Source organism: Pseudomonas sp. AC211, from assembly GCF_979258055.1.
The window spans coordinates 515,778-540,232 of record NZ_OZ409830.1 but is presented as its reverse complement, the minus strand read 5'-3'; the positions used below and the strand labels follow the sequence as shown (position 1 = coordinate 540,232).

The 24,455-nt window shown below is 62.3% G+C and carries 23 protein-coding genes and 1 pseudogene; 11 read left to right on the top strand and 13 right to left on the bottom strand.

Translation table 11 applies throughout. The features are described from left to right. The first annotated feature begins 38 nt into the window (after nucleotides 1-38). From ACZZZP_RS02630 to ACZZZP_RS02585, 10 genes are all read left to right on the top strand, one after another. Entirely contained in the window at nucleotides 39-890 is an 852-nt protein-coding gene (locus ACZZZP_RS02630; protein WP_463381711.1) for an EI24 domain-containing protein, read from the top strand. Between the two features lie 53 nt (nucleotides 891-943). After that, entirely contained in the window at nucleotides 944-1,822 is an 879-nt protein-coding gene (prmA, locus tag ACZZZP_RS02625) for a 50S ribosomal protein L11 methyltransferase (RefSeq protein WP_122493017.1), read from the top strand. A 68-nt stretch (nucleotides 1,823-1,890) separates the two neighbouring features. Further along, complete coding sequence (locus ACZZZP_RS02620) at nucleotides 1,891-3,252, top strand: DUF3426 domain-containing protein (RefSeq protein ID WP_463381710.1); 1,362 nt, start codon at nucleotides 1,891-1,893, stop codon at nucleotides 3,250-3,252. A 168-nt stretch (nucleotides 3,253-3,420) separates the two neighbouring features. Continuing rightward, nucleotides 3,421-4,419 carry a tRNA dihydrouridine synthase DusB gene (gene dusB, locus ACZZZP_RS02615; RefSeq protein ID WP_463381709.1) on the top strand — a complete coding sequence of 333 codons (999 nt, stop codon included), beginning with the start codon at nucleotides 3,421-3,423 and terminating at the stop codon, nucleotides 4,417-4,419. Beyond that, nucleotides 4,416-4,736, top strand: coding sequence for a DNA-binding transcriptional regulator Fis (gene fis / locus ACZZZP_RS02610; RefSeq protein ID WP_108098422.1), 321 nt, complete (start codon nucleotides 4,416-4,418; stop codon nucleotides 4,734-4,736). Before dusB ends, fis begins: the two co-directional genes overlap by 4 nt. A gap of 82 nt (nucleotides 4,737-4,818) precedes the next feature. Further along, nucleotides 4,819-6,426: a bifunctional phosphoribosylaminoimidazolecarboxamide formyltransferase/IMP cyclohydrolase gene (gene purH / locus ACZZZP_RS02605; RefSeq protein ID WP_463381708.1), complete on the top strand. Its 1,608-nt coding sequence runs from the start codon at nucleotides 4,819-4,821 to the stop codon at nucleotides 6,424-6,426. 183 nt (nucleotides 6,427-6,609) lie between these two features. Then, complete coding sequence (gene purD / locus ACZZZP_RS02600; protein ID WP_463381707.1) at nucleotides 6,610-7,899, top strand: phosphoribosylamine--glycine ligase; 1,290 nt, start codon at nucleotides 6,610-6,612, stop codon at nucleotides 7,897-7,899. A 125-nt stretch (nucleotides 7,900-8,024) separates the two neighbouring features. Beyond that, nucleotides 8,025-10,811 (top strand): hybrid sensor histidine kinase/response regulator, encoded by a 2,787-nt coding sequence (locus ACZZZP_RS02595; protein ID WP_463381706.1) that lies wholly within the window; start codon nucleotides 8,025-8,027, stop codon nucleotides 10,809-10,811. Between the two features lie 33 nt (nucleotides 10,812-10,844). Then, nucleotides 10,845-11,444 carry a MarC family protein gene (locus ACZZZP_RS02590; RefSeq protein WP_122454095.1) on the top strand — a complete coding sequence of 200 codons (600 nt, stop codon included), beginning with the start codon at nucleotides 10,845-10,847 and terminating at the stop codon, nucleotides 11,442-11,444. 210 nt (nucleotides 11,445-11,654) lie between these two features. After that, nucleotides 11,655-12,920: an Hsp70 family protein gene (locus ACZZZP_RS02585; RefSeq protein ID WP_463381705.1), complete on the top strand. Its 1,266-nt coding sequence runs from the start codon at nucleotides 11,655-11,657 to the stop codon at nucleotides 12,918-12,920. 102 nt (nucleotides 12,921-13,022) lie between these two features. On the opposite strand, the gene ACZZZP_RS02580 is transcribed toward ACZZZP_RS02585, so the two are convergent. The 3 genes from ACZZZP_RS02580 to ACZZZP_RS02570 form a co-directional block, all read right to left on the bottom strand. Next, nucleotides 13,023-13,451, bottom strand: a complete 429-nt coding sequence (locus ACZZZP_RS02580; RefSeq protein WP_463536234.1) for a GreA/GreB family elongation factor — start codon at nucleotides 13,449-13,451, stop codon at nucleotides 13,023-13,025. A 370-nt stretch (nucleotides 13,452-13,821) separates the two neighbouring features. Next, on the bottom strand, nucleotides 13,822-14,103 hold the full coding sequence (locus tag ACZZZP_RS02575) for a PsiF family protein (protein WP_122493026.1): 282 nt from the start codon (nucleotides 14,101-14,103) through the stop codon (nucleotides 13,822-13,824). 58 nt (nucleotides 14,104-14,161) lie between these two features. Then, nucleotides 14,162-14,518, bottom strand: coding sequence for a hypothetical protein (locus ACZZZP_RS02570; RefSeq protein WP_122493027.1), 357 nt, complete (start codon nucleotides 14,516-14,518; stop codon nucleotides 14,162-14,164). A 118-nt stretch (nucleotides 14,519-14,636) separates the two neighbouring features. Between ACZZZP_RS02570 and osmE the strand changes: the two genes are divergently transcribed. After that, on the top strand, nucleotides 14,637-15,026 hold the full coding sequence (osmE, locus tag ACZZZP_RS02565; protein WP_463536233.1) for an osmotically-inducible lipoprotein OsmE: 390 nt from the start codon (nucleotides 14,637-14,639) through the stop codon (nucleotides 15,024-15,026). Between the two features lie 11 nt (nucleotides 15,027-15,037). Here osmE and ACZZZP_RS02560 read toward each other — a convergent pair whose 3' ends face one another. From ACZZZP_RS02560 to ACZZZP_RS02515, 10 genes and pseudogenes are all read right to left on the bottom strand, one after another. Then, nucleotides 15,038-15,433 (bottom strand): hypothetical protein, encoded by a 396-nt coding sequence (locus ACZZZP_RS02560; protein WP_463536232.1) that lies wholly within the window; start codon nucleotides 15,431-15,433, stop codon nucleotides 15,038-15,040. A 39-nt stretch (nucleotides 15,434-15,472) separates the two neighbouring features. Then, nucleotides 15,473-16,117: a carbonate dehydratase gene (gene can / locus ACZZZP_RS02555; RefSeq protein WP_122493028.1), complete on the bottom strand. Its 645-nt coding sequence runs from the start codon at nucleotides 16,115-16,117 to the stop codon at nucleotides 15,473-15,475. Between the two features lie 83 nt (nucleotides 16,118-16,200). Then, nucleotides 16,201-18,138: a bifunctional metallophosphatase/5'-nucleotidase gene (locus ACZZZP_RS02550; RefSeq protein WP_463536231.1), complete on the bottom strand. Its 1,938-nt coding sequence runs from the start codon at nucleotides 18,136-18,138 to the stop codon at nucleotides 16,201-16,203. A 109-nt stretch (nucleotides 18,139-18,247) separates the two neighbouring features. Then, on the bottom strand, nucleotides 18,248-18,721 hold the full coding sequence (gene rimI, locus ACZZZP_RS02545; protein ID WP_463536230.1) for a ribosomal protein S18-alanine N-acetyltransferase: 474 nt from the start codon (nucleotides 18,719-18,721) through the stop codon (nucleotides 18,248-18,250). Next, nucleotides 18,714-19,535: an energy transducer TonB gene (locus tag ACZZZP_RS02540; protein ID WP_463381701.1), complete on the bottom strand. Its 822-nt coding sequence runs from the start codon at nucleotides 19,533-19,535 to the stop codon at nucleotides 18,714-18,716. The genes rimI and ACZZZP_RS02540 overlap by 8 nt, the downstream gene beginning before the upstream one ends. Nucleotides 19,536-19,654: 119 nt before the next feature. Continuing rightward, nucleotides 19,655-20,527 (bottom strand): ChaN family lipoprotein, encoded by an 873-nt coding sequence (locus ACZZZP_RS02535; RefSeq protein ID WP_463381700.1) that lies wholly within the window; start codon nucleotides 20,525-20,527, stop codon nucleotides 19,655-19,657. A gap of 22 nt (nucleotides 20,528-20,549) precedes the next feature. Further along, nucleotides 20,550-21,317, bottom strand: coding sequence for a heme ABC transporter ATP-binding protein (locus tag ACZZZP_RS02530; RefSeq protein ID WP_463381699.1), 768 nt, complete (start codon nucleotides 21,315-21,317; stop codon nucleotides 20,550-20,552). After that, nucleotides 21,317-22,353: pseudogene (locus ACZZZP_RS02525) on the bottom strand (FecCD family ABC transporter permease). The gene ACZZZP_RS02530 and the pseudogene ACZZZP_RS02525 overlap by 1 nt, the downstream one beginning before the upstream one ends. After that, nucleotides 22,350-23,249: a heme/hemin ABC transporter substrate-binding protein gene (locus ACZZZP_RS02520; protein WP_463381697.1), complete on the bottom strand. Its 900-nt coding sequence runs from the start codon at nucleotides 23,247-23,249 to the stop codon at nucleotides 22,350-22,352. Before ACZZZP_RS02520 ends, ACZZZP_RS02525 begins: the two are co-directional and overlap by 4 nt. A 108-nt stretch (nucleotides 23,250-23,357) precedes the next feature. Further along, complete coding sequence (locus ACZZZP_RS02515; protein WP_463381696.1) at nucleotides 23,358-24,437, bottom strand: hemin-degrading factor; 1,080 nt, start codon at nucleotides 24,435-24,437, stop codon at nucleotides 23,358-23,360. Nucleotides 24,438-24,455 lie beyond the last annotated feature (18 nt).

Here is a 24,455-nt window from a genome sequence, read left to right as displayed (position 1 = left end):
TTCCCGCGGCCTTTTCTCGTTTCATAAGGACATGATTCATGGGCCTAAAAGCCGCCGCCGATAACACCCTCGCCGCCTTCGCCGAAGCCTTCAAATGCTTGGGACTGGCCCTTCGCGACAGCCTTCGCCCTGGCATTCTGTTGCGCTCGGCGGGCCTGTGCGCCCTGGCGTTCGGGCTGTGGACATGGGTGTTTTTCGAGTATTACGAGCAGATCGGCATCGGCTGTGGCGCCCTGTCGTTGTTCATCATTTACGGCGGCGTTGTGCTGGGCTTTTTGCCGAGTTTGAGTGGCGGCGGCGGTGGCAGCATGGGCGGCATGGCCGGGCCGCTGGCGATGCTGGTGATGTATGTCGCGGCGCTGGCGCTGATCCTGTTTGTGCTGCTGTATACCGTCGCCATCGTCGCGACCATTCGCCTGGCGCTGCGCTGGGTGCTGATGGGCAAGGTGCGCGAGCGCTGTATTCGTCATTATCCGCAGTTGCAACAGCGCGCCGAGCGCGACAGCAACCTGCTGCACGGCGTGCGATACGTGCTTGGGCCGTGGCTTGGCATTACGCTGGGCACGCTGGTTTGTCTGCTGATTCCTCTGCTCAATGGCGTGTTGCTGGTGGGGCTGCTGGCGTACTTGAACGTGCGTTTTCTGATTCCGGCGGCATTTTCCAGTCTGGCGACGTCGAACGAACAGTTGGGCGCGCTCGCCGATCGACGCGGCGCAATTCTGGCGTACGGCTTGCTGATTTTTCTGATCGCGCTGGTGCCGGTGCTCAATCTGTTGTTGCCGGCACTGCTCGCGGGCGGCGCCTGCCACCTGGGCTACCGTGGGCTAAATCGCACGCAAAGCCCGGCTGGTGCGGCGTCGGCACCTCAAGTAAGCTTGCCGCCCTGTTAAACGCCCGTCGTCTACAGTCCAGTTTTCTTACGTATCGCTTCGAGGTTGTTGTTATGCCGTGGTTACAAGTCCGTCTCGCCATCAGCCCGGAACAGGCAGAAACCTACGAAGACGCGCTGCTCTCGGTAGGCGCTGTTTCGGTGACCTTTATGGACGCCGAAGACCAGCCGATTTACGAGCCGGACCTGGGCACCACCCCGCTGTGGTCGCGCACGCACTTGCTGGCGTTGTTCGAGGCGGATGTCGATGAAGCCAACCTGCTGGCGCATTTGACGTTACTCACCGGCGGCACGCTGCCGGACCATCAGGTCGAGCGCATCGAAGACCAGGATTGGGAACGCAGCTGGATGGACAACTTCCAGCCCATGCGCTTCGGTCAGCGCCTGTGGATTGTGCCGAGCTGGCACGCGGCGCCGGAACCGGACGCCGTGAACCTGCTGCTCGACCCAGGCCTGGCCTTTGGCACCGGCACGCACCCGACCACGGCGCTGTGCCTGGAATGGCTGGATGGCCAGGACATGCAAGGCGTTGAAGTCCTGGATTTCGGCTGCGGCTCGGGCATTCTCGCCATCGCTGCGCTGCTACTGGGCGCCAAACATGCGGTGGGCACCGACATCGACCCGCAAGCGCTCGAAGCCTCGCGCGATAACGCCGGGCGCAATGGCATTGACCCGGCGTTGTTCCCGCTCTACTTGCCGGAAGATTTGCCGCGCATCCCGGCCGAAGTGGTCGTGGCGAACATTCTGGCCGGTCCACTGGTCCAACTCGCGGGGCAGATTACCGCCCTCGTGCAGCCAGGTGGCCGTCTGGCCTTGTCGGGCATTCTGGCCGAACAAGCCGAAGAGGTTCGCGCCGCCTACGCCGATGCGTTCGAGCTCGACCCCACGGCCGAGAAAGACGGCTGGGTGCGCATCAGTGGCCGCCGCCGCTGAGGCTCGCCTGCTGCGAACCTTGAGTTAAACTAGCCCCCGTTTTGTTTTGCGCACCCTCGGAATACTGCATGACCGCCAGCTTCGTCACCCAATGCCCACATTGCCGCACCAGCTTTCGCGTTAGCAGCACGCAGCTGGGTGCCGCGCATGGCGCTGTGCGTTGCGGGGCGTGTTTGCATGTATTCAATGCCGCGCAGCAGATTCTCGACGACAACCCGCTTCAGCCTAAAGCGCCTGCGCCCGCTGTCGCCACGCCGGTCAAGCCAGTGGCCGCCGCCGTAGCCGCCCCCGCTCCGACACCCGCTCCGCCCGCTCCAGCGGCGACAACGATTCCCACCGCAGGCAAAGCCACCAGCGAAACGCTGTGGATTCACGACGACCTCGACCTGGACAGCCTCGACGAAGAGCTGGCCAAGCTGGAGCAGCAGGAATTTCAGCTGTCCCAAGAGTTTTTGTCCCTGGCTCCCGCCGCCGCCAATAAAGCGAAAGACGATTTCCTCAAAGCGCCGGATCGCATCGACGACCAGCACGATGAAGGCTGGGCCGAGGCCTTGCTGCGCAAGGAAACGGCTCCGCGCCCGAGCCAAGACGGCATCGAACCGCCGGCGCCGAGCCTCGCTCCGCCACCTCCGGTTTTCCGTGCCAAGCCGGTAGCGGCCGCTGCTCCGGTTGTAGCGCCAGCGCCAATCGAAGACGAACCAGCGCTCGGCAATGGTCATATCGATGATGAAGACGACGATCTCGACCCCGCTTTCCGCCTTAGCGCTGACCGTGAGCTGGACCGCGCCGTCGATGAAGACGAAGACCGCGAGCACGAGCCTGAGCGGGATTTTTCTGCCGTTAAGAACCTGAACAAACCGTCCCGCGCCGAGCCCGCTTTGCGCGACGACAGCCTGTTCCACCTGGCCGACGACCCGCTGCAACTGGACTGGCAGGAACAGCGCAAACCTTGGGGCCGCTGGATCGGCTGGGGCTTGCTCAATCTGATCGGCGCAGCCGCCCTGGCGACGCAGTATGTGGCCTACCACTTCAACGAATTGGCCCGTCAGGACCAGTACCGCCCATGGTTCGAAGCCATGTGCCCCAACATTGGTTGCGAGCTGCCGTCCAAGGTGGAAATCAGCCTGATCAAAAGCAGCAACCTGGTGGTGCGCAGCCACCCGGACTTCAATGGCGCGCTGGTGGTGGACGCGATTATCTACAACCGCGCCACCTTCGCTCAGCCATTCCCGCTGCTGGAAATTCGCTTCGCCGACCTCAACGGTCAACTGCTTGCCAGTCGTCGCTTCAAACCCAGTGAATACCTCGCGGGCGAGTTGGCGGGCCAGGCCGAAATGCCACCGCAAACGCCGATTCACATCTCTCTGGATATCCTCGATCCAGGCAATAAAGCCGTGAATTACAGCTTGAGTTTTCACTCACCCGAGTAGTTTTCCACACGACATTTTTTGCCATTTTGGCTTTCTTTGGGCGACTTTTTGACCGGCCAAAACTGTTCATAATTTATCCAAAACAGCCTTTATCCAGTCATCGAGAGCGGGTATCATGCCCACCCTTTTTCGCAGTCTCAGATCCGCCTTTCTCAGCAGGGAAGCCCCATGTCGGCGGTACGCATCGGCCCATACACATTGCCTAATCAGTTGATCCTCGCCCCGATGGCGGGCGTCACTGATCGCCCGTTTCGCCAGCTGTGCCGGCGCCTCGGAGCTGGCATGGTGGTATCGGAGATGGTCACCAGCGACATGAGTTTGTGGAACACGCGCAAATCCAGTTTGCGCCTGATCCATGCCGACGATCCCGAGCCGCGCTCGGTGCAGATCGCCGGTGGCGACCCGCAGATGCTGGCCGATGCCGCACGGGCGAACGTGGAGCTGGGCGCGCAAATTATCGACATCAATATGGGTTGCCCAGCCAAGAAGGTGTGCAACAAGGCAGCGGGGTCTGCGCTGCTAAAAGACGAAGCGTTGGTGAGTGCGATTTTGCAGGCAGTGGTGGCCGCGGTAGACGTACCGGTAACCCTGAAAATTCGCACCGGTTGGGACCGCGACAACAAAAATGGCATCACCGTCGCGCGTATTGCCGAAGCATCCGGCATCACCGCCCTCGCCGTTCATGGTCGTACCCGCGCCGATCTGTACACCGGTGAGGCCGAGTACGAGACCATCGCCGCGATCAAACAGGCGGTCTCGATTCCGGTGTTCGCCAATGGCGATATCACCTCGCCAGAAAAGGCCCGTGAGGTGCTCGACAGCACCGGCGCCGATGGTTTGTTGATTGGTCGCGCTGCTCAGGGCCGGCCGTGGATCTTTCGCGAGATCGAGCATTACCTGCGCACCGGCACTCACCTGCCGGCGCCAACGCTGTATGAGGTGGAACGCATTCTGCTAGAGCATCTGGCCGAATTGCACAGTTTCTACGGTGACGTGATGGGCCCGCGAATCGCGCGCAAGCACGTTGGCTGGTACCTCGCCACCCTGCCGGGCGCCAGGGAGTTTCGCGCCCAATTCAATCGTCTGGAAAACACGGACGTGCAATGCGCCAGCGTTCGGCAGTTCTTCGCCGAACGTCACAACGATGGAGAAGAGGTGGCCGCATGACGATGATGACTGAGACTTTAGTGAGTGGAATTGCACCCGTGACCGATAACGTCAATTTGAAACAGCACCTCAACACACCCAGCGACGAAGGCCAGACCTTGCGCGGCAATGTGGAAAAGGCGCTGCACAACTACTTCGCCCACCTCGATGGGCAAGATGTGTGTGATGTCTACAACCTGGTGCTTTCCGAAGTCGAAGCACCGCTGCTGGAAACCGTGATGAATTACGTCAAGGGCAACCAGACCAAGGCTTCCGAATTGCTCGGCCTGAACCGCGGAACCCTGCGTAAAAAGCTTAAGCAATACGATCTTTTGTAAGCATGTACTCAATAGAAAAAGGGCGGACTGATCAAACAGCCGCCCTTTTTTGCTGATTTCTTCGCTTTAGATGGAAACCGAGATGACCGACCAAACCACCCGCCTACCCGTTCGCCGTGCCTTGATCAGCGTTTCCGACAAGACCGGCATTCTCGAGTTCGCCCGTGAGCTGTCCGCCCTTGGCGTGGAAATTCTGTCCACCGGCGGTACCTTCAAACTGCTCAAGGACAACGGCGTAGCTGCTGTCGAAGTCGCCGACTACACCGGCTTCGCGGAAATGATGGATGGCCGGGTTAAGACCCTGCACCCGAAAATCCACGGCGGCATCCTGGGCCGTCGCGGCACCGACGACGCCATCATGGCCGAGCACGGCATCAAGCCGATCGACCTGGTAGCGGTCAATCTCTACCCCTTCGAAGCGACCATTTCCAAGCCCGGCTGCGACCTGCCGACCGCCATCGAGAACATCGACATCGGCGGCCCGACCATGGTCCGCTCAGCAGCGAAAAACCATAAAGACGTGGCCATCGTGGTGAACGCCAGCGACTACGCCAACGTGCTGGACAACCTCAAAGCCGGCGGCCTGACCTACGCGCAGCGCTTCGACCTGATGCTCAAAGCCTTCGAGCACACCGCCGCCTACGACGGCATGATCGCCAACTACATGGGCACCGTTAACCAGGCCGCTGAAACCCTGAGCACAGAAGGCCGCAGCGAATTCCCGCGCACCTTCAACAGCCAGTTCATCAAGGCCCAGGAAATGCGCTACGGCGAGAACCCGCACCAAAGCGCGGCGTTCTACGTGGAAGCCAAGCCAGCCGAAGTCAGCGTGGCCACCGCCACCCAGCTGCAAGGTAAAGAGCTGTCGTTCAACAACGTGGCCGATACCGACGCCGCGCTGGAATGCGTGAAGAGCTTCGTGAAACCGGCCTGCGTGATCGTCAAGCACGCCAACCCATGCGGCGTGGCCGTGGCGCTGGACAGCGAAGGCGGCATCCGTCAGGCCTATGAGCTGGCCTACGCCACCGACACCGAATCGGCCTTCGGCGGCATCATCGCCTTCAACCGTGAGCTGGACGCAGCGACCGCCAAAGCCATCGTCGACCGTCAGTTCGTGGAAGTTATCATCGCCCCGAGCGTCAGCGCCGAGGCCCGTGAAGTGGTCGCCGCCAAAGCCAACGTGCGCCTGCTGGCGTGCGGCCAGTGGAACGCCGAGCGCGCCGCTGCCTGGGACTACAAACGCGTTAACGGTGGCCTGCTGGTACAGAGCCGCGACATCGGCATGATCACCGCCGACGACCTGAAAGTGGTCACCCAGCGCGCCCCGACCGAGCAGGAAATTCACGACCTGATCTTCGCCTGGAAAGTGGCCAAGTACGTGAAATCCAACGCCATCATCTACGCCAAGAATCGCCAGACCATCGGTGTCGGCGCCGGCCAGATGAGCCGCGTTAACTCCGCCCGCATTGCCGCCATCAAAGCCGAACACGCTGGCCTGCAAGTGCAGGGTGCGGTGATGGCCTCCGACGCGTTTTTCCCGTTCCGGGATGGCATTGATAACGCGGCGAAAAACGGTATTACCGCCGTTATCCAGCCAGGTGGTTCGATGCGCGATAACGAAGTGATTGCAGCGGCCGATGAAGCCGGCATCGCCATGGTCTTCACCGGTATGCGCCACTTTAGACATTAAGACGGCTGCGCTGACGCAGGCATCTGCTGCGTTGGATTGGACTTTTGCGATGCTCATTGCCAGGCGGCAACTCCGCTCGCAAAAGCCCAATCCGCCTTGCATCTACCTACGTCATCGCACCCTCGATAGGCGTCGCCTGATTTTTAGCCCCCCGCGCTTCGGCGCACCATAGAGGCTTGCAGCATGAATGTATTGATCATTGGCAGTGGCGGTCGTGAACACGCCCTGGCGTGGAAAGTCGCACAAGATCCGCGTGTGGAAAAAGTATTCGTTGCCCCCGGCAACGCCGGCACCGCCACCGAAGCCAAGTGCGAAAACGTGGCCATCGACGTATTGGCGCTGGAGCAATTGGCGGACTTCGCTGAGAAGAATGTCAGCCTGACCATCGTTGGCCCGGAAGCGCCGCTGGTGAAGGGCGTGGTCGATCTGTTCCGCAGCCGTAACCTGCGCTGCTTCGGCCCAACCGCAGGCGCGGCGCAGCTGGAAGGTTCGAAAGCGTTCACCAAAGACTTCCTCGCCCGCCACAACATTCCGACCGCCGAGTACCAGAACTTCACCGAAGTGGAGCCAGCCCTGGCTTACCTGCGTGAAAAAGGCGCACCGATCGTGATCAAGGCCGACGGCCTGGCCGCTGGCAAAGGCGTGATCGTGGCCATGACGCTGGAAGATGCCGAAGACGCCGTGCGCGACATGCTCGCAGGCAACGCCTTTGGCGACGCCGGCTCGCGCGTGGTGATCGAAGAGTTTCTGGAAGGCGAAGAAGCCAGCTTTATCGTCATGGTCGACGGTAAGAACGTGCTGCCAATGGCCACCAGCCAGGACCACAAACGCGTAGGCGATGCCGACACCGGCCCGAACACCGGCGGCATGGGCGCGTATTCGCCGGCGCCGGTGGTCACCGCCGAGGTGCATCAGCGCGCCATGGACGAAGTGATCTGGCCGACCGTGCGTGGCATGGCTGCCGAAGGCAACGTGTACACCGGCTTCCTGTACGCCGGTTTGATGATCGACAAGGCCGGCAAGCCGAAAGTCATCGAATTCAACTGCCGCTTCGGCGACCCGGAAACCCAGCCGATCATGCTGCGTTTGCAGTCGAGCCTGGTGCTGCTGATTGAAGGCGCGCTGGCCGAAGCGCTGGATAAAATCGAAGCGCAGTGGGACCCGCGTCCGAGCCTGGGCGTGGTGCTGGCCGCTGGCGGTTATCCTGGCGACTACGCCAAAGGCGTGGCCATCAATGGCTTGGCCGACGCGGTGTCCGAGCAGGGCAAAGTGTTCCACGCCGGCACTGCGCTGGAAGATGGCAAGGTCGTGACCGCAGGGGGTCGCGTGCTGTGCGCAACCGCGCTGGGCGAAACGGTTGGCGCCGCGCAGGCACATGCCTACGAGCTGGCGAAAAAAATCGACTGGGACGGCTGTTTCTACCGCACCGACATCGGTTATCGGGCCATTGCGCGGGAACGCGGCGAAGATTGACGAATTATTTACCCAATTAGTAGGCAATTACACACAAAAGGCAGCTCATTGAGCTGCCTTTTGCGTATTACCGGCCAAGCCAGGTTGGCTATAATCCGAGCACTTAAAGTTGAAGGGATTTCATTGTGCGTGGGCTCAGGATTGCCATAGGACTTGTTGCCAGCCTGCTACTGGCTGCGCTCTCACCACTGCCCGCGCTGGCAGCGGAGCAAGGCCAATGGTCTGCGCTGCTGGACAGCGACGCCAGCCTGCAACTCAACGACATCCGCGCCGATAACAGCGTCAGCCGTTTTTCTCCTGTCGACATCCAACAACTGGTCACCCCGGGCGGCAACGTGGCGCAATGGCTGCACACGCGCTTGCCAGGCAAAGACCGCGAACGCCTGCTGCGGGTATTTGCTCCTTACCTCGGCCACCTTGATCTCTACGTGCTGCGCGGCGACGAACTGCTGGCCAGCACGCGCACCGGCAGCCAGACGCCGCTCGCCGAACGCCCCCTGCCAAGCCGCGACTTTCTGCTTCCCCTGCCAGTGAGCAACGACACCCTCGATATTTACCTCCGCCTATCCAGCAGCCACGCGCTGCGGCCGGCCATCACCATTGACGACACCAGCGCCTTCGCCGCCGATGACAGCCGCGCGCTGTTTTACGGCATGTTGCTCGCCGCGTTTGGCTTGCTGCTGCTTTACAACCTGGTGCGCTTTGCCTACACGCGCATTCGCAGCAGTTTGTGGCTGGCGCTGGCGCAACTGAGCCTGCTGGGCACCACCAGTACGCTGCTCGGCATCAACGCCTCGTGGCTGGTGGGCTGGCCAGGCTTGCAGGTGCAAGCGGGGAATATCTCGATTCTGCTGGCGATTCTTTGCAGCCTGGCGTTCACCCTCAACTTCTTCCAGCGCGTGCAGCCCGTTGCGGTTTGGCGACGCTTGCTGCTGGCCGAGTGCGCTGCCATCGGTCTGCTCATTTTGCTATTGCTGGCCGCCAGCCACGTACAGTTCAACCGCGTGGTGTATCTATTCGCCGCCATCAGCAGCCTGAGCGTGATGGCCGTAGCGGCGTATCACTGGATGCACGGCTACAAACCGGCGCGCCTGTTCACCCTGGCGCAGTTGATCTTCAATCTGGCGTTTGTCGGCGCCCTGCCCTCGCTGTTCGGCTATTGGTCTTACGATTCCGACTGGCTGGCTTTCAACCTGCTGTGCTTCGCCGCCGTCAGCGGCTTTCTGCAAAGCCAGGCGCTGGCCGAACGGCAGTTGCGTTTGCAGCACGAACACTTCAACTACAGCCGCGAGCAAGCGGCGAGTTCGGCCGAGTTGCGCGCCAAGGCCGAGTTTCTGGCCAAGATCAGCCACGAAATTCGCACGCCTATGAATGGCGTGCTGGGCATGACCGAACTGCTGCTCGGCACTCAGCTGTCGACCAAACAGCGCGACTACGTGCAAACCATCCACAGCTCGGGCAACGAGCTGCTCACGCTGATCAACGAGATTCTCGACATCTCCAAGCTGGAGTCCGGGCAGATCGAGCTGGACGACGTGCAGTTCGACCTCAACGCACTGATCGACGACTGCCTCGACATCTTCCGCGCCAAAGCCGAGCAGCAAAAGGTCGAACTCATCAGCTTTATGCAGCCGCAAGTGCCGCGTGTAGTCAGCGGCGATCCAACGCGCCTGCGCCAAACGCTGCTGAGCCTGCTCGATAACGCCTTCAAACAGACCGACGAAGGCGAAATTCTGTTGGTCGTGGCCGTGGACACCAGCGGCGACGAACCGCGCCTGCGCATTGCCGTGCAAGACAGCGGCCGCTCGCTGGACAGCAACGAGCGCGACGCCCTGCTCAACGCCGAGCTACACAGCAAAGACTTCCTCGCCGCCACCGGCGTTGGCGCCCGCCTGGGCCTGATCATCGCCCGCCAATTGGTGCGGTTGATGAACGGCACCTTTGGCATTCAAAGCGGCGGCAACCAGGGCAATACCTTGTGGCTGACCCTGCCGCTGGACGCCGAGCGCCTGGAAAACCCCACCGCCGACCTCGACGGCCCGCTGCAAGGCGCGCGGCTGTTGGTGGTGGACGACAACGAAACCTGCCGCAAAGTACTGCTGCAACAGTGCAGCGCCTGGGGCCTGACCGTCAGCGCCGTGCCGTCCGGCAAGGAAGCGCTGGCGTTGCTGCGTACCAAAGCCAACATCCGCGAATACTTCGACGTGGTGCTTCTGGACCAGGAAATGCCCGGCATGACCGGCATGCAGCTGGCGGCCAAGATCAAAGAAGACCCAAGCCTGAACCACGACGTGCTGCTGATCATGCTCACCGGTATCAGCAACGCGCCGAGCAAAATCATCGCCCGCAACGCTGGTATCAAACGCATCCTGGCCAAACCGGTGGCCGGCTACACACTGAAAACCACCCTTGCCGACGAGCTGGCGCAGCGCAAGCCGGGGCTGGAACCGCGCCACTATGCGCCAATGCCGGCGCCGCAGGAGTTCCCAGAAGACTTCCGCATTCTGGTGGCCGAAGACAACACCATTTCCACCAAAGTGATCCGCGGCATGCTGGGCAAACTTAACCTGCAACCGGACACCGCCAGCAACGGCGAAGAAGCCCTCAGCGCCATGAAAGCGCAGCAATACGACTTGGTGCTAATGGACTGCGAGATGCCGGTGATGGATGGTTTCTCCGCCACCGAACAACTGCGCGCCTGGGAAGCCCGGGAGCAACGCCAGCGCACCCCGGTGGTGGCATTGACTGCGCACATTTTGTCCGAACACAAAGAGCGTGCGCGGCAAGTCGGCATGGATGGTCACATGGCCAAACCGGTGGAGCTGTCGAACCTGCGTGAGCTGGTGGAGCACTGGGTAGCCGAGCGCGACGCCCGCCGTCAGAATGAATCCGACCCGGCGCTACCCCACTAACGTTTCTCCGCCTTTTCGCCTGCGAGCCTGCCGATGTTGTCCACCTTGTTCAGCCTGTATCTGAAGATGCTAGTGCTCTACAGCCCGTTCTTCGTGCTGTCGGTTTTTATCGGCATGACCCGTGGTTACACGGTGAAAGAACGCAAACGCCTGGCTTGGAAGGTCGCCACCGGCGTGGTGGTGGCCAGTAGCGTGTTGTACCTGTTTGGGCAGAGCATTTTTACCGTGTTTGGCATCACCATCGACGCCTTCCGCATCGGCGCCGGCAGCGTGCTGTTTATCTCCGCGTTGGGCATGGCACAAGGTCGGCCGGTGGTGCAGAGCGACAACCAACAGCAAGACGTGACCATCGTGCCGCTGACCATCCCCCTCACCGTCGGCCCCGGCACCATCGGCGCCATGCTGGTGATGGGCGCCGGTCAGCCGCACTGGGACAGCAAACTTGTGGCGCTGGTGGCCATCTTTCTTGCCAGCGTGACCGTAGGGTTGGTGCTGTACCTCAGCGATAAATTCGAACGGATTCTAGGCGATCAGGGGCTGGAGATTATTGGCCGGCTGATGGGCCTGTTCGTGTGTGCGCTGGCGGCGCAGATTATTTTTACGGGGATTAAGGGTTACCTGATTACGCCGTAAAAACGCTCCCGCTTTTTGTAGGAGCGACCTTGGTCGCGAACCCTGGAAACGAAAGTCTCGAACGACGTTTTCAGGGTTCGCCAGCAAGCTGGCTCCTACAGTTCGTCCGTGCGCATCCCCAAAACCCTTCATCGTTTTCGCCAACCTCACCGCGCATCTCCTCACTCTCTCGCGTAAACTGCGCGGCCGTTTTTGCCCTCGGAACCGACCATGACCAACACGCAACCTGCTCGTGCCTGTGGCATCGATTTCGGCACGTCCAATTCCACCGTCGGCTGGCTGCGCCCCGGCGAGGAATCGTTGATTGTGCTGGAAGACGGAAAAATCACCCTGCCGTCGGTGGTGTTTTTCAACTTCGAGGAACGTCGCCCTGTGTATGGCCGCCAGGCGCTGCACGAGTATCTGGAAGGCTACGAAGGCCGCCTGATGCGCTCGCTGAAAAGCCTGCTGGGCTCCAAGTTGCTGAAAAGCGAAACCGCGGTGCTGGGCAGCAGCCTGCCGTTCAAAGACATCCTCGGCTATTTCATCGGCGAGCTGAAAACCCGCGCCGAAGCGGTCGCGGGTCGGCCGTTCGAGCAGGTAGTTCTGGGCCGTCCGGTGTTCTTCGTTGACGACGACGAAAAAGCCGACAAAGAAGCCGAAGACACCCTGGTCGCCGTGGCGAAAAAGCTCGGCTTCAGCGACGTGTCGTTCCAGTTCGAACCCATTGCCGCCGCCTTCGATTACGAAAGCACGCTGACCCGCGAAGAGCTGGTGCTGATCGTCGACATCGGCGGCGGTACGTCGGACTTCTCCCTCATTCGTCTGGCGCCTGAACGGCACATGGTGGCCGAACGGCAAAGCGACATCCTCGCCACCGGCGGCGTGCACATTGGCGGTACCGACTTCGATAAACAGCTGAGCCTGGCCGGCGTGATGCCACTGTTTGGCTACGGCAGCCGCATGAAAAACCAGGCGTATATGCCCACCAGTCACCACCTGAACATGGTGACCTGGCACACCATCAACGCCGTGTATTCCCAGCAAGCGCAAAACGCGCTGAAGAACATGCGCTACGACGCACTGGACACCGACGGCCTGGACCGCTTCTTCAAACTCATCGAACAGCGCGCCGGGCACTGGCTGGCGATGCAAGTTGAGCAGAGCAAAATCGAACTGACCGAAATGGACAGCCGCAATATCTCGCTCGAACGCGTCGAGCCGGGTCTGGTGGCGGAGCTGAATCGGGAGTTGTTCGACGAGTCCATCGACGTGCTGCTGGGCAAAGTGAACGGCAGCGTGTTGCAGCTGCTGGCTGATGCGGGCGTGAGCACTGAAGACATCGACACGGTGTTTTTCACCGGCGGTTCGAGTGGCATTCCGGCGCTGCGGGGGAATATTCAGCGGCTGTTGCCGAATGCTCGGCATGCCGAAGGGGATACGTTCGGAAGCATCGGCAGTGGCCTGGCGATTGAGGCAAAGAAAAGGTACGGCTAAGCGCTTTTGATCTCTGTAGGAGAGGCTTCAGCCTCGATTGTCCTGGCCTGCAAACGAGGTCTCCAAGAATCGCGGCTAAAGCCGCTCCTACAAAATCGCGATTCAGCTGACGTCCACAATCTCCGACTCCTGCCCATTCACCACAACCACCTCCCCCGCCAGCTTGCCGATCAGGCTTTTGCCCATGGGTGACTGGGGGGTGATGCTCATCACTTCGCCTTCATCCGTCTGCACTTTCAGCCCGGCGCCGTCGGGCACGAGGTACAGGCGGCGCTGCTGGCCAGCGTCGTTTTCGAGCAGCACCAGCGCGCTGAGTTGAATGCCGCTCTCGGCGTTGAATTCGCGCAGTGGCAGGGCGCGGAAGGCGATTAATGCTTGTTCGATTTCCGCCACCCGCCGCGCCTGACCGTGGGCCAGGTAGCCCGCTTCCAACCCGAGGGTGTCGTATTTGTTTTCGGCGACGTTTTCTTCGTGGGTGGCCGCTTCGTGGGCGGTTTGCAACGCTAACTGGGCATTGTGCAGGTCGGCCAATAGCCGCTCGATGAACAGGCGGTGCAGGTCGGTTTTTGGTCATGGGAAAAGCAACTTGTGTGGGATCAGCCGGCCGCCATTGTGTCGCCCCACGCAGTGTTTATAAACGCCTTTTGCTAGAGTCCCTCCACCGGCCTCGGCCCACCTCATTGGAGTGCAGCATGTCCCTTTTCAAAGCGTCGGCCGTCATCGTTTGCGCCACCCTGCTCAGCGCCTGCGGCCCTCGGCGAAACCGCCGCCACGGCAGAGCTGCAGGCCAAACAGGCGCAGCAGGCTCAGCAGCAAATGCAAGACATGCAAAAGCAGATCGACGCCGCTAATGCCGTAAACAACGAGCGCTTGAAGCAGGCGACCGAGCAGTAATTACCGCTTATTTTTTCTTCAGGCATTCGCTCATAAAGGCTTTGCGCTCGTCGCCTTTCAGCGTTTTGCTGGTGGCGTCGGCGTTGCAGGTTTTCATCCGTTCCTGTGGCGTGGTGGGCTTGGTCTCGGCTTTGAGGCAGGTGCTCATAAAGGCTTTGCGTTCATCACCTTTGAGCGCTTTGGTGGTGGCGTCGGCATTGCAACTTTTCATCCGTTCTTGCGGGGTGGTGGCGAAGGCCGACGCATTCAGGGCAGACAACAGCAACAAGGCAGTGGCGAGACGGTGCATGGCAGTTCTCCTGGGTTAAAGCGCTGCGCTTGAGCGTAGCCACTGCCGTGCACTTTGCTCAGTTGGCCGGCACCAGGGTCATTTCCACCGGCTCGCCGGGGTTGAATTGGCGCAGTTGCAGAATGTCTTTGGTGGCCATCAGCACTTCGGTTTTGTAGCGCTGCCCTTCTTCGATCATTACCAGATCCGTGCCGTCTTGCTGCCACTGGCCGAACGCTGGCTTGTTCCCCGCCGAGGCCAGCACCAGCGTGCCGTCGGACAGGAACACGTAAAGCATGCCTTTGCTCACGGTGGTCGATTCGCTAACGCTCCACACCCGGTTGACGAAGCTGGCAGGCTCCGGCGTTTCGGAGCAGGCGTTGAGCAACAGGGCGCCCAGCAGGGGCAACAGAAAACGTAAGCGGTTGGCGCGCATGGGAAGTCCCTTGGTTCTTGTTATGGAATAGCTAAGGGGCAAAAAACTCGAACTTAGTTCCAGCGAGGCGGCTCAAAAAGTTGCAAGCCGACAACGGCTCCTCACAAGGAAAGACACCATGTCCAAGACCAAACTCCTCGCGGCTGCCTGTGCACTGGCAGCGGTTACAGGTTGCGCCAGCAAAGTGGAAAACCCGGTCGACTACGTTACCTACCGCAACGAGCCCCTGGCCAAGCAGGTAGATGTAGGCATGACCAAGTCAGAAGTGCTCACCGTTGGCGGCCCACCCTCCACCGAACTGAACCGCACCGTGCGTCCGGGTACCTGCAATAACTACGTGATGGAAAAAGACGGCGCCAAGCAGGTTTATTACGTGAGTTTTGATGCCAATGATCGCGTGGACGGCAAGGGCTTTATGACCTGCGAGCAAATGGAGCACAACGAGCGGGTTCGAGCAGGACTTCGATCGGCTGCGCGTCGGCATTGCTGCGTTGAAATGTGTTTTTGAATGCTCATTGGCTACAGCCAACTGCGCTTCAAAACACATTCCGCCTGCACTGCTCTAGCTCGCTCGATCTGGATTGGCGGCGCGGCTGATATTTTTTTTGGATCAAGGGCTTCGCGAGCAAGCTCGCTCCTACGGATGCTTCGGCTTTTGTAGGAGCGAGCTTGCTCGCGCTGCTTTTTGTTTGGCTGGAATCTTGAGATCAAAAGCTCGCGGCTGAAGCCGCTCCTACAGGAGCTGCGGTTTGTAGGAACGATGCCTTTGATCTCGACCTTCCCACAATCGGCATTCCCTTCACGATTCTGGATCCCCGCGTGCGCGAGGATGACGGGTGTGGTCTGGAAATCACTCGTCATTCCCGCGAAGGCGGGAATCCAGAATCGCCAATCCAGCGCGTCGCGGCAGGCCACACTCCATTCTTGTGCGCTTTAGCCGCAATGCTTTTTGGCTCAGCTCTCGCCCAGCGGCCGCAGGCGGTATTGGGGCGGAAGTTGTTCCATGCCGCTGACGGTGACGTTGAGGTTTTTCCAGCGGCCGTCTTTGATGCCGTAGATGCAGCCGTGTACGGAGAGGCTTTGGCCGCGGTGCCAGGCGTTTTGAACGATGGTGGTGTGGCTGACGTTGGCCACTTGCTGGATGACGTTCAGTTCACACAAGCGGTCGACGCGCTCTTCTTCGGTGGGCAACTGCGCCAGGTGATCGCGCTGTTCGTAGTAGAGGTCGCGGATGGTGCGGATCCAGCCGTCGATCAAGCCCAGCTGTGCATCGTTCATCGAGGCACGAACGCCGCCGCAGCCGTAATGGCCGGTGACGAGGATGTGTTTGACCTTGAGTACGTCGACGGCGTACTGGATGACCGACATGCAGTTGAGGTCGGTGTGCAGCACCACGTTGGCGACGTTGCGGTGCACGAACAGATCGCCAGGCAACATGCCGACGATTTCGTTGGCTGGCACGCGGGCGTCGGAGCAGCCGATCCAGAGGTATTCCGGCACTTGCTGGCGCGCCAGCTTTTCGAAGAACTCAGGGTCTTCCTGCTTGATGGATTCGGCCCACCGCTCGTTGTTGTCAAACAGCTGCTGCAGATCGCTCATGTCAGTTCTCCCAGAAAGTCCGATGGGCACCCTACGGGGTGCCTGGTGCCTTTGACAAGCGCCCTGCGAGCCGGGTCACAGCATTAAGCGCGACGCGGCCTGCGGCGAAACGCCTGGCGCAGCAGCCACAGAATCAGCAGCACGCCCAGCACCACCACCACGCTCACGCCCCATTGCAGCGTGCCGGCATAGCGAAACATCGCTGCCGGGGCAAAGCTTGGCGCGCGCAGCGTGCGTGGCTCGGCCGCCGGGCCGCTGGTGGGAATGTCGGCCAGGCCATCGCCGTTAAGGTCGGGCAGGCGGCGGATGTGGTCGAGCAAGCCTTGCCATTCTTTGTATTCCTGCACGCCGGGGGTGTTGGGGTCGGCGTCGATAATGGCGTCGTTGAGCTCGGCCAGCGGCTGGCCGTTGGCGTCTTTGGGCACGACGGTCATCAGGCCTTTGCTGAGGTCGGAAATCAGCCAGGTAAAACCGCCGACATAGCTGCTTGCACCAATGCTGTAGAGCCGTGGATCGTCGAGATCGAGGTCGCGGTAACCGCCCACTGCGTCGCCCAGCTCAACTTTGCTCACCCGGTCGAACGGCACGCGGTAGGGGTTGTAGCTGAAGCGCAGGCCCGCCACGCGGGGAAAGTAGCTGTCGCTGTCGCGCATCTGGTAGGCCAGCAGCAGCACTTCCAGAATGTCTTTCAGTTCTTTGCCGGTGACGTACACCTTGACCAGCGGATAGCCCGGCGCGTCGTCCAGTTGGCCGATGCCCAGCGGCGCGATACGAAACAGGTCGGACACCGCCTGAATGCCAGTGCGGCCTTTGATCATGTCGTCGCGGATGGTGCCGTTGCCGGTGAAAGCAATGTCGCTGCCCGTGGCGTCGCGCAGGGCGTCGGTCACCAGGTTGGCGAGAATCGGGTCGTCGTGCTCGCGGGTCAGGGTTTTATCCACGGTCGCCAGCGGCTGGTCGAAGCGGTAGCCCTTGGGTTCGAGCATCTGCTGGCTGACGTGCTGTTTGAAGTCGTCGACCAGGGTGGTGATGACGCCGTCGCCTGCGGTCTGGTCGTTAATCGGGTGCAGGCTGTAGTCGCGCACACGGGTTTTGCCGTCGTCGCCAAGGCTCATGTGCAACTCGCCCAGGTACTGGATTTCCGAACCAGCTTGCACCACGGGCGTGTGGCCGTTGACCAGCACCGGCTGCGGCAAGGCGACGTGGGAATGGCCGCCCACCACGATGTCGATGCCTGGCACCTGCTCGACCATTTCCACTTCTTCCCCCCGCCAGCTGCCGTCGTCTTGCTGAGCGACACCCATGTGCGAAAGCAGGATGACCACGTCGACCTTGTCGTCTTCGCGCAGCTTCTTGACCATGGTTTTTGCGGTTTCGATGGGGTCGGCGAAGGTCACCGGCTTGGTCATCGGCGACACGGCAATGGCGTTGTAGCCAAGCAGGCCGAACAGCCCAAAGCGGATGCCGCCTTTTTCGACAATTTTGTACGGCACGATGCGGCCGGCGTCTTGCTGGGCTTTGAGGCTGTCGTCGGCGGGGTTGTTGGCGTCGAACTGAATGTTGCTGGCAATCACCGGCACCAGCGCATCGCCTTCGGCCTTGGCGGCGGCGTTGAGCATGGCGGCCAGGCCTATGGGGCGGAAGTCGAATTCGTGGTTGCCCAGGGTGGTGGCGTCGTAGCCAATCTGGCTCATCAAGCGCAGCTCGCTGCCGGCTTCGCGGGTGATGGTGTGAAACAGCGTGCCCATAGTGAAGTCGCCCGCATCGAGCAGCAGCAAGGGCTGCTCACCGGCCGCCTCGCGACGGGCTTTGACCAGCGTGGCCAGCCGCGCCACGCCGCCCACCGTGCCGTCGTCGTTGACGGTGGCCGGGGTGTATTCGTTGTTGGGCCCAAAGCCCAGCAGGCGCGACTGCCAGTCGTTGGTGTGCAGAATGGTGAAGTCGCGCGGCGCAGCATGGGCGCCGCTGGCGGTGAGCATTAGGCCCAGAAGCGAGGCCAGTGAAAGCAGGCGAACGAGCATGAACGAGTCCTTATTCATGGGCCCAACCGTCGGCCCGAAAACGTGGCCGGCAGTATGGGCGAGCACCAAGCCCGTCACAGCGACCGAACGCGCCGGGCGCTGTAGCCAATCAAGTCAGGACCGTGGCGCTCCAGTCGAACAAGGTGCAGGCCATGACCAGCGCGTCTTCGCGGCCACCTGGCGCCGGGTAGTAGTCGCGGCGCCGGCCGATTTCGTTGAAGCCATAACGCTCGTAAAGCCGATACGCCGCCAGGTTGCTGGCACGCACTTCCAGAAAGCATTCGCCGGCTTTCAGTTCGAGCGCGCGCTGCATCAGGCGCTCCAGCAGCAGCAGCCCCAAACCCCGGCCTTGGCAGTGCGGGGCCACGGTGATGTTGAGCAGATGGGCTTCGTCGATGATCACGCTGAGCACGGCATGGCCAACCTGGCGCTCGCCCTCGAACATCACCCAGCAGTCGTAGCTGCTGAGGCCGTCGCTGAATAGCTTGCGCGACCACGGGTGGCTGAAGGCGGCGCATTCGATTTGCACCACTTCGTCGAGATCCGCCTCGGTCATGGGACGGATGAGTACGGTGTCATTCATGCAGCGACCCGGCCTCTTGCGTTTGCCAGCGCCGCATCACGCGCTGCATGGCTTGCCACAGCGGCGCCTTGCGCGCCGGCTCGTCCATCAGCAGTTCCAGGCTCGGCAAGGCCCACGCCGTGCCCAGGCCTTCAACCTGAAGTTCGCGGTTGTACACCTGCTCATCCGCCTCGCCGGCAAAGCGAATGGCCGGCAAACCGACCAGCCACAGGCATTTGCAGTCGGGCTCTTCTTCCAGGCGTGCCATCAGGAAACCTTGCACATATTCCAGCGCGGCTTGCGGGCCTTGGTCGAGGTTGCCGCGCGCCAGCAATGGCCAGCGCACGGGCTCGCCAATGATTTGCGGGCTGTCGGGCAGGCCGGCGGCGCGCAGCAGGTCTTTAAGCAGCAGGTAAGCGGGGTCGCGAGCAGCGAACGGTTCGCCGGTCGACAGCTCGGCGAGAATCACGCACGAGCCGGCACGCAGCAGTTGCAGGCTGAAGCGCGGCGGCGCAACGGGGGCGACTTTGGCTGGCGCAACCGCCGCCTTTTCCTCAGCGGCGACCGGCTCGCGCTTGGCTTCCACGCGGGCGCTGGGGCGCGGCACTTCAATTTTCGGTCGTTCATTGACCACCGGCGCAGCGGGCGCGGCGACCGGCTCAGGCGCGCGCTCAACCGGCGCTTCGGCAACGGCAACGGCAACCGCAGGCTCGTCGGCCAGCGGTTCGAGCAGTTCCGGGCGCGAAGGCGCGGCGAACGGCAGGGCCACGCGCGGCAGCCAGTTGGCGACCTGCATGGCATTCAAATAGGCGCGGCGGCGTAGCTCAGTGATCACAGCAGCGCCTCGGGCAAGCAAGCATTCATGTCAACTCCACACACCGGCGAAGGGCCGGTGTGACTGTCGCGAGGGAACGCGATTGTCGCCGGAATTGCCGGTGGCGGGAAGGCGCGACGTTACTGACCCATGGACTTGCGCAGCTCGGCGCAGTGGTCGATGTCGGCAACTGCCGGGGTGTACCAGACGTAATCGGCTGAGCTTGCAGGCACGGTCTTGCCCACTTCCGCCAGTACCAGCGTGACGCTGCCCTGCCCTGTACCCAGGTCCGTCAGGTGCAGCGGCACGCCGACATCACGGCGCACATGAAACGCGCCGGCAAACAGCAGCGCCGGTTGCGCGGCGGCTGATAGTTGCTGTGCCATGCGTCGGTCGCGTTGTTGCTGCACCGCCAACATGGCGGGCAATTGCGATTCCGGCAGCAAGCCGCAATGGGACTCGCGAATCTGTTCCAGCAACGGCGCTTGTACGCTCGGCGCGGTCGAGGCCGTGCCGCTCAATACCGGCTTGGTTTTGTAGATGCCCATGATTTCGCTGCGGTCCAGATTGGCCGCCAGCAAGGGATACGGCTGGGCCAGCGCGTGGCGGACGAGGGGACCGTACATCGACCAGTCCCAGTTTTTCTGCCAGGCCAGCGCGCTCGGCACATCAGCCAGCGCCTGACCGCGCGCGGCGTCGACCTTGGCTTGTTGGTCCGGGTTGAGCATTTCCATCAGCACACTGCCTTGCGGGCGTTTGTGCTCCAGCGCTTGCAGCAGCCAGAGTTCCAGGGCGTGGTGATCGGGATTGTCGTGTTGCTCGCCAACCAGCACGCGCGGCGCCGGTGCCAGGCGCTCCACCAGTTGCTCGGGGCTCAGTTGCTCGCCGGTACGCAGGTCGCGAATAACGCCGACGTCGGCGTGGTCGCGGTCTTTTGGCGCTTGCCAGTCCGGCAGCGGCGGCAGGGCCTGGCAGCCCGTCAGAAACACACACAGCAGTAAAACGAAACGCATGGTCGCTCCTTGATAGCGGGGCTTAACGGGCAATGATCAGCGGATGGCCGCGCTCGGGGTGGCGCTGCACCAGCACTTCCAAATCAAACACGGCGCGCAGCGGTTCGGCTTGCAACACCTCATCAGGCGTACCCAGCGCATGAGCGCCGCCGTTGTGCAGCAGTAACAGGCGGTCGCAGTAGCGGGCGGCCAGGTTCAGGTCGTGAAGGATCACCAGCACCGCCACGCCGTTCGCGGCGATGTTGCGCGCGGCTTGCAGGGTGATGTGTTGGTGCAGCGGGTCGAGCATGGAGGTCGGCTCATCCAGCAGCAGGGTTTGCCCGTTGGCGCCGGGCCAGAGCTGCGCCAGCACCCGCGCCAAGTGCACACGCTGACGCTCGCCGCCGGACAATTCCAGGTAATTACGGCCGGCCAAATGCGCGGCGTCGGCGGCGCCCAGTGCTTCGCCGATTATTTGCTCATCACGCAGGCGCCCGGTGGCGTGGGGCAAGCGGCCCATGCCGACGACGTCTTCGACGCGGAAGGCAAAGTTGAGGGTCGAGGTCTGCGGCAGAATCGCCAGACGCTGCGCGCGCTCCGGGCCGGTCCACTCGCTGAGCGGGCGGCCATCCAGGGTGATGCGCCCTTCGCTGGGTTTCAATTCGCCGCTCAGGGCGTCGAGCAAGGTGCTTTTGCCGGCGCCGTTGGGGCCGAGCACGCCGAGCATTTCGCCGGGCTGCAGGGCCAGATTAATGCCGGTCAGCACGCGCTTGCTGCCGCGTTGGATGGTCAGGTTTTCGGCGCACAACATCAGGCGCGTCCTCGCAGCAGCAGATAAAGAAGAACGGCGCGCCGATCAGGGCAGTCACGATGCCGATCGGCAATTCAGCCGGCGCCAGCGCCAGCCGCGCGACCACGTCGGCGAACAGCAGCAACGCAGCACCCGCCAACGCCGAGGCCGGCAGCAGCACGCGGTGGTCCGGACCGACCAGCAGGCGCACCAGGTGCGGCACCACCAAACCGATAAAGCCGATCATGCCGGCCGCCGCCACGGCAGCGCCGACGCCCAGGGCAGTGCAGAACACCAGCTCACGTTTGACCCGCTCGATGTCGAAGCCCAGATGGCGCGCCTCCGATTCGCCGAGCAGCAAGGCATTCAGTGCCTTGGCGCGCTTGGGCAGCCACAGGCCGACCGCCACGGTGACCACCAGTAAAGGCCACAGCCGCGCATAGCTGGCGCCGTTGAGGCTGCCCAGGTTCCAGAATGTGAGGGTGCGCAGCGTGGCGTCATCCGCCAAATACGTGAACAGGCCGATCACCGCACCGGCCAAGGCGGTGAGCGCGATGCCGGCGAGCAGCATGGTCGACACGCTGGTTTGGCCGTTGCGGCTGCCGAGGCGATACACCAGCGCGGTTACTACCAGCCCGCCGGCAAAGGCGCTGACCGACAACACATACGGCGCGAACGCTTCCGGCACACCGCCCAACGAGGCGCCGCCGACAATCGAAATGGCCGCGCCAAGCGCCGCACCACTGGACACGCCAACCAGGCCGGGGTCGGCCAAGGGGTTGCGAAACAGCCCCTGCATCGCCACGCCGGCCAGCGCCAACACGGCGCCCACCGCCAGGCCGAGCAAGGTTCGCGGCATGCGAATCTGGCCGATGATCAGCTCGGCCTGGGCGAGCTCAGCGCCGCCTACCGGAATGCCGAACACACGCAGCGCGGCGTTAAGCGTGTCCATCAGCGGCAAGCTCACCGGCCCGAGCGCCAACGACAGCAGCAAGGCGAGCGCGAGCAACAGCCCCAGTGCAATAAACAGTGAGCGCGGCAGTACGACTGGGTTCATGGTTGCGGCTTAGCGTCGGCAGTCAGGGGTTGCGCGGCAGGATAGAAGCCTGCGCCCAGGGTTGCCAGCGCGGCCGGAACGCGCGGCCCCAAACCGCCCACCAACAGCGTCGGATCGATTGCCAGCAGGCGGTCGTTTTTCGCGGCGCGGGTGGCGGCGAGTGCCGGGTTCTGTTTGAGCAGCGCCGCTTTCGCTTCGGCGCCGGCAATGCTGCGGTCGGCGAAGATAATCACCTCCGGGTCCAGCGCCAGCAACGCTTCGGTCGACAGCGCTTTGTAGCTGGAATGGGTGGTGACGCTGCGCCCGCCGGCCCGCTCGATCAACCAGGCGCCGAGGGTGTCTTGCCCAGCGGCCATGGGGCTGCTGCCGGCGTGGGATAACAACAGCAGCACGCTCGGGGCGGCCGTGCTGGCTTGCGCGGCGCTCACCCAGTCGGCCTGGCTTTTCAAACGCTGTTGGTAGGCAACGAACGCGGTGGCGGCGCGCGGTTGATCGCCCAGCAGCGTGCCGATGCGCTGGAGGCTGTGTTCCAGGGTCGGCAAGTCGGCTTTGGTCGACAGCGACTCCACCGTTACGCCGGCACTTTTAACCTGTGCCAATACGGGCGGCGGGCCCATTTCTTCGCTGCCCACGAGCAGGTCCGGCTTAAGGCTCAAAATACCTTCGGCGGCCAGCTGACGTTGGTAGCCAATGCTCGGCAGCTGCTTCAGTTCAGGCGGGTTAAGGCTGGTGGTGTCGACGCCCACCAGCTTGCTTTGCCCACCGAGCGTGACCACCCACTCGGTGATCGAGCCGCCCGCACTGACCCAGCGCTGCGGCAGGGTGTCGGCGGCGAGCACCGTTTGGCTCAGAACAATGGCGCAGCACAGGCTGGCGAGACGGACAGACACACGCATAAAAAACTCCAGGAAGTCGGGGCACTGCTTTGCACGAACGGCATAAAAAACCAGCGTGTACCCTATATAGAAGGTACAGGCTGGTTGTGTAGCGCTGCGGCGCCGGGTTTAAACCGCGAGCACCGGCGGCGCTTCGGCCAGCGCGCGCCATTCGCTGAGTTCCGGCACGCCGGGTTTGCGCGCGCCGAACAGTTGCACGATCAGCTCGCCGTCCGCGTCGAAGGCTTCCCAGCTGGTGATCACGCCATCGCTGCTGGGTTTGCGCACACGCCACAGCTCGGCCACGGCGGGGGTTTTCAGGTGCAGGTTGAAGGCCGGGTCGAGCACGTTGAACCAGGTGTCCATCCAGCGCAGGTTTTTCACCGGGCCGCTGTGAATCTGAATGCAGTGGCGGTTGCCGACAAACACCATCAGCGGCACATCGGTGGCGCCCGCTGCTTCCATCAGTGTCGGCAATTCGGCCGGGGCCAACGGCTCGGCCCACTCTCTTCCGGCCAGACGCAGCGCCTGGGTGCGGGTGGCTTCGTGCTTTTTCAGCAGCGCGAAAAAGTGGTGGGTGTCTTTCAGGGTGGACCAGCCGGCGCGCAGGGAGTCGATATCAATCTCGGCGTCTGGCTTGGCTACGACCGGTTCCGGCATCGGCTGCAGTTCCAGCGTGGCGCTTTGCTCCTCGGCGCGGAAACGCTCGATCAGCGGTGCCCAGGCGGCTTCGTCACTGTCTTCGGTGAGGAAGACTTTATGCACGGCCATGCCTTGATGGTCGAACACCTGAATGCTGCGTTGCGTGCCTTTGCCGGTTTCTTCGGCGACCGCGAACACACTGGCCCAGCCGCCGAGGAACAGGCGCAGGTCGATGTCGGGGGAAACCACCAGGCCCATCTGCCCGTTCGCCATTACGGTGACGTCGCGGTAATAACCTTTGCGCTCATGCACGCAATGTTCATTGCGGGTCAACGCCATGACGTAACCCAACTCACCGAGCGCCGGTAACAACGTGGCCCACTGCGGGTTCAGGCGCACGGTGTCGACACCCAAGCGGCTGGCGACCAGCTCGCCTTCGCTGACCGCCAAATGCGCGGCGGCATCGCGGGCGCGCAGTTTCGGCTGCTCACCGCGCAAGGTTTGCCAGGCCAGATACAGCTCGTGGGCGGCGGCGGATGGGCGTGCAGCCTGAATATGGCTCGTCATGGACAACTCCTCGATCAA

Bases quoted from the DNA above. Each gene is read 5' to 3' on its own strand.
- ACZZZP_RS02630 (WP_463381711.1), top strand. From the start codon at position 39: ATGGGCCTAAAAGCCGCCGCCGATAACACCCTCGCCGCCTTCGCCGAA.
- prmA (WP_122493017.1), top strand. From the start codon at position 944: ATGCCGTGGTTACAAGTCCGTCTCGCCATCAGCCCGGAACAGGCAGAA.
- ACZZZP_RS02620 (WP_463381710.1), top strand. From the start codon at position 1,891: ATGACCGCCAGCTTCGTCACCCAATGCCCACATTGCCGCACCAGCTTT.
- dusB (WP_463381709.1), top strand. From the start codon at position 3,421: ATGTCGGCGGTACGCATCGGCCCATACACATTGCCTAATCAGTTGATC.
- fis (WP_108098422.1), top strand. From the start codon at position 4,416: ATGACGATGATGACTGAGACTTTAGTGAGTGGAATTGCACCCGTGACC.
- purH (WP_463381708.1), top strand. From the start codon at position 4,819: ATGACCGACCAAACCACCCGCCTACCCGTTCGCCGTGCCTTGATCAGC.
- purD (WP_463381707.1), top strand. From the start codon at position 6,610: ATGAATGTATTGATCATTGGCAGTGGCGGTCGTGAACACGCCCTGGCG.
- ACZZZP_RS02590 (WP_122454095.1), top strand. From the start codon at position 10,845: ATGTTGTCCACCTTGTTCAGCCTGTATCTGAAGATGCTAGTGCTCTAC.
- ACZZZP_RS02585 (WP_463381705.1), top strand. From the start codon at position 11,655: ATGACCAACACGCAACCTGCTCGTGCCTGTGGCATCGATTTCGGCACG.
- ACZZZP_RS02575 (WP_122493026.1), bottom strand. From the start codon at position 14,103: ATGCACCGTCTCGCCACTGCCTTGTTGCTGTTGTCTGCCCTGAATGCG.
- ACZZZP_RS02570 (WP_122493027.1), bottom strand. From the start codon at position 14,518: ATGCGCGCCAACCGCTTACGTTTTCTGTTGCCCCTGCTGGGCGCCCTG.
- osmE (WP_463536233.1), top strand. From the start codon at position 14,637: ATGTCCAAGACCAAACTCCTCGCGGCTGCCTGTGCACTGGCAGCGGTT.
- can (WP_122493028.1), bottom strand. From the start codon at position 16,117: ATGAGCGATCTGCAGCAGCTGTTTGACAACAACGAGCGGTGGGCCGAA.
- ACZZZP_RS02550 (WP_463536231.1), bottom strand. From the start codon at position 18,138: ATGCTCGTTCGCCTGCTTTCACTGGCCTCGCTTCTGGGCCTAATGCTC.
- rimI (WP_463536230.1), bottom strand. From the start codon at position 18,721: ATGAATGACACCGTACTCATCCGTCCCATGACCGAGGCGGATCTCGAC.
- ACZZZP_RS02535 (WP_463381700.1), bottom strand. From the start codon at position 20,527: ATGCGTTTCGTTTTACTGCTGTGTGTGTTTCTGACGGGCTGCCAGGCC.
- ACZZZP_RS02530 (WP_463381699.1), bottom strand. From the start codon at position 21,317: ATGTTGTGCGCCGAAAACCTGACCATCCAACGCGGCAGCAAGCGCGTG.
- ACZZZP_RS02520 (WP_463381697.1), bottom strand. From the start codon at position 23,249: ATGCGTGTGTCTGTCCGTCTCGCCAGCCTGTGCTGCGCCATTGTTCTG.
- ACZZZP_RS02515 (WP_463381696.1), bottom strand. From the start codon at position 24,437: ATGACGAGCCATATTCAGGCTGCACGCCCATCCGCCGCCGCCCACGAG.